General features: G+C 51.9%; 3 protein-coding genes. All 3 read right to left on the reverse strand.

Annotated features, from left to right (window positions below; translation table 11 throughout):
* Nucleotides 1-140 precede the first annotated feature (140 nt).
* Complete coding sequence (locus PKX57_RS11950; RefSeq protein ID WP_470745447.1) at nt 141-335, reverse strand: hypothetical protein; 195 nt, start codon at nt 333-335, stop codon at nt 141-143.
* 9 nt (nt 336-344) lie between these two features.
* A complete protein-coding gene (locus PKX57_RS11955; protein WP_472417536.1) occupies nt 345-1,409 on the reverse strand; it encodes a HesA/MoeB/ThiF family protein in 1,065 nt (354 codons plus the stop codon).
* Nucleotides 1,410-1,507: 98 nt separating this feature from the next.
* The coding region (locus PKX57_RS11960; RefSeq protein WP_472417538.1) for an ABC transporter ATP-binding protein at nt 1,508-2,646 on the reverse strand (1,139 nt) is incomplete at its 5' end.

Consider the following 2,646-nt stretch of genomic DNA (forward strand, 5'->3'; position numbering starts at 1 on the left):
ATTTCTTCCGTTATCTATAAGATTCTAGCAGTACATAAAGACAGTTTTCAAAAAGGACCAACCGCCCAACAAAAACAATAGGGGCCAAAAAACCCCTATATATGGCACTATACGACGGTATGCGTGGGTATGCTAGCGTATCATCCTCCGTTTGCCGCGCTTATTATAAGCACCTTAGATCCGGCCGGAATGGTTTCGCCCTCTCTTATCAGCCGGCCATCGGCCATTACGAGGACCGCCTCTCTCCTGAGGCCCGTTTCCTCGACCAGCCTTTCCAGGGGCATCGCCCTGTCGAAGCTCCATCTTTTCTGTCCGTAAACCACTTCCATCGCCATTTCACCTCTTCAATTGCAGACCTTGCAGTTTTCTCGTTTTCCGATATCGATCTCTTCGTACATATCGTTCCTTAGATCGAACCAGAAGACTTTCTCGATAGACCCTCTCCGGTTCAGGAAGTCGATCGTCACGGCCGCTTGAAGCATAGCCCCGAAGTAACTCGTGAAGGGCAGTATGCCCTTCGGCGCGGTGGTATCCTTCCTGTCGTCGCCCATGAAGCATCTGTAACAGGCCAGGCCGCGTCTCCTGAACATCACGTAACCGCTGAACCCATCTACGGCCGAGTCAACGTATGGAATCCCCGAGCGGTAAGAGGAATCGTTTATCTCGTAACGTGCGCCGTAATTGTCCACGCAGCTCACCACCAGGTCCGGTTTCTCGCTTCTGAGAAGAGCTTCGGTGAAACGCTCCCTGTAGATCTTCACTCTCGCCGAAGGGTACATTCTGTAGAGTTTTCTCTCGAGTATCGTCGCTTTGGGATATCCAACGTCACCATAATCGTACAATATTTGTCGGTGCAGGTTGTTAAGTTTTATTTCACCGGGCTCTACGATCGTGATATCTTTCAGGCCACGATCAAGCAGCAGCTTTATGAGCGGGGCTCCCAGGCCGCCGGCACCGACCACCATGACTTTTCCGGGCCGTCCGATGCGATCGAGACCGGCCGGGAGTTTCATGTTGAAGGCCTTTTCGTACTTGCCGTCCATAAACCATGAGAAGATCCTGCCCGCGATTATCGGAGCGTAGGTCACCGGCAGGGAATGGGGGAAGGAGATTCTCTTCTTCTCCTTATCGACGACAATCTCGAGAAGGGGACCGTCTTCGAAGATAACGGTCTCTTCCTGCCTGTATATGAGCGGAGAGTATAAGGGGAGTATCTCCTGCCTGGGAAATTCCTTGGTTATTCCGGAAAGACCGCTCCTTATTAGCAACTCCGCCACGAGCTCTTCAAGCTCTCCGGTGAGCCTTCCGAAGGTCTCCCCCGATAGCTTCAACTGTAATCTGTCGTCGATCCCTTTCACCAGGAGCTGTCTTTCGTACCAGTTGAGCAAGAATTCACTTTCCATATCCATGACTCATCCCTCCCGTGGATCGAAACACAACACAAGTATATCAGCTGCGTCCTCACAGTAGAGGCCGTTCGAGGGGTCACGAAACGTGGCGCCTGTTTTTACATATCCGGTATGTAGCCCTTGAATTGAGCTTTGTAGAGTCTGGCGTAGTGGCCTGAGAGTTTCAACAGTTCGGAATGGCTTCCCCTCTCTATTATTCCGTCGGCAGTGATGACTATTATTTCATCCGCGTTCTTTATAGTCGATAATCTGTGGGCTATGACCAGAGAGGTTCTTCCCCTGGAGAGCATTTCGAGAGAGGCCTGTATCTTCAATTCGGTCTCGTTGTCGAGGGCAGAAGTCGCCTCGTCCAGGATCAGAATCGGAGGGTTCTTGAGGAAGACCCTGGCGATAGAGATCCTCTGTTTCTGTCCTCCGGAGAGCATAACGCCCCTCTCTCCGACGTAGGAATCGTAACCTTTATCCAGCGTCATTATGAAGTCGTGTATGTTGGCCTTCGTGGCCGCCTCGATTATCTCTTCGTCTGTCGCGTCGCCCTTTCCGTAAGCTATATTGTCGCGGACCGTTCCGGCGAAGAGGAAGACGTCCTGCTGGACTATCCCGATATTCCTTCGCAGCGAATTCAGTGTGACATCCCTTATATCCTTGCCGTCGATCGTGATCCTTCCGTCCTTAACATCGTAGAACCGCGGTATGAGGTGGCAGAGCGTGGTCTTGCCCCCTCCAGAAGGCCCGACCAGGGCGATCATTTTTCCGGCCGGTATATCCAGGGTTATGTTCTTCAGAACGTTTTCTCCGCCGTCGTAGGCGAAAGTGACGTTCTCGACCTTAACCTCTCCAACCACGTCTTTGAGTTCGACGGCGTTCGGACTGTCGGTTACTGAAGACTTGGTCTCCATTATCTCTATGAATCTCTCGAAACCGGACATTCCGTCCTCGTACTGCTGGGCGAACTGCATCAGCCTCCTGATAGGCTGCAAAAACAATTCTATATAAAGAAAAAAGGCCACGAACGAACCGACCGTGATCTCGCCGGCGTACGTAAGATACCCACCCAGAGCCAGCACCGTAACCTTCAGCAGGTTCATCAGAAGGTCTATGCCGGTCGTCATCTCGGCCATAGACTTGAAGGCGAACTGCCGGGACTCTTTGAACTCCCGGTTGCCCATATCGAATTTTAGTTTCTCGAAGTTCTCGTTGGTGAAGGACTGGGCCACCCTTATTCCGGAGATGCTGT

The sequence above is a fragment of the Mesotoga sp. genome, from assembly GCF_035363035.1.
Taxonomy (GTDB): Bacteria; Thermotogota; Thermotogae; order Petrotogales; family Kosmotogaceae; genus Mesotoga.